Raw genomic sequence first — 1,106 nt, forward strand, 5'->3', positions numbered from 1 at the left:
GAAATACGCCTGCCGCCAGTGCGAGGACGGTGTCGCCATCGCGCCGGCTCCGGCGCAGCCGCTGCCCAAATCCAATGCCAGCGCCAATCTGCTGGCCTACTGCCTGGTGGCCAAATACGTGGATGCGCTGCCGCTGTACCGCCAGCAGCAGGCGTTCAAACGCCTGGGGGTGGAACTGCCGCGCAATACCCTGGCGCGCTGGATGATCCAGGCCAGCGAGCGCATGGCGCCACTGATCGAGCGCTTAAGAGAGCACTTACGCACGAGCCCGGTCATCCACATGGATGAGACCACGGTCCAGGTCAACGATGAGCAGGACCGCGAGGCGAGTGCGACCTCCTACATGTGGCTACAGCGTGGCAGCCCGCCCGAAGGGGGAGCGATCGTACTGTTTGACTATCGGCCCTCGCGCGCCGGGCGCATCCCCATCGAACTGCTGGGCCAGTTCCAGGGGGTGTTGGTGACCGATGGCTATGAGGGCTATGCGCAGGTCGCCCGCCACAACGGGCTGACCCACGCCGGCTGTTGGGCCCACGCCCGACGCAAGTTCGTCAGTGCCCGCAAAGTCCAGCCCAAGGGCAAAGTCGGTCAGGCGGATAAGGCGCTCAAGCTCATCCGCCGGCTCTACACCGTCGAGCAGCAGGCCCGGACCCTGAGCGCTGATGAGCGACTGGCGCTGCGTCGCCAGCAAAGCCAGCCGATCATCGACCGGCTCAAGGACTGGCTGGAAAGCCAACTTCATCGAGTGCCACCAAAGACGGCGCTGGGCAAGGCACTGCATTACCTGTCGCAGCAGTGGCCGCGGCTGACGCGGTTCCTCGACGATGGGCAGATCCCGCTGGACAACAACCCGGCGGAGAACGCCATCCGCCCGTTCGTGATCGGGCGCAAGAACTGGCTGTTCAGTGACACCCCGAAAGGCGCCGATGCCAGCGCCCGGATCTACAGCCTGATCGAGACGGCCAAGGCCAATGGGCTCGAACCCTATGAGTATATGGTCAAAGTGCTGACCCAGCTGCCAACAGCGACCACCAATGAACAGCTGGACCGGCTGCTGCCCTGGCGTCAGGAAGGGGCGGTTACCGCGTAGTTCGTGGACCGCTTAC

Annotated in this window: 1 protein-coding gene; it reads left to right on the top strand. The window is 64.6% G+C overall.

Annotated elements, in window-relative coordinates; genetic code table 11:
- On the top strand, positions 1-1,090 hold a 1,090-nt coding region (gene tnpC / locus F3089_RS15735; protein ID WP_151441728.1), incomplete at its 5' end, for an IS66 family transposase.
- Positions 1,091-1,106 lie beyond the last annotated feature (16 nt).

Source organism: Halospina sp. K52047b (assembly GCF_008709855.1).
Taxonomy (GTDB): Bacteria; Pseudomonadota; Gammaproteobacteria; order Pseudomonadales; family Oleiphilaceae; genus Halospina; species Halospina utahensis_B.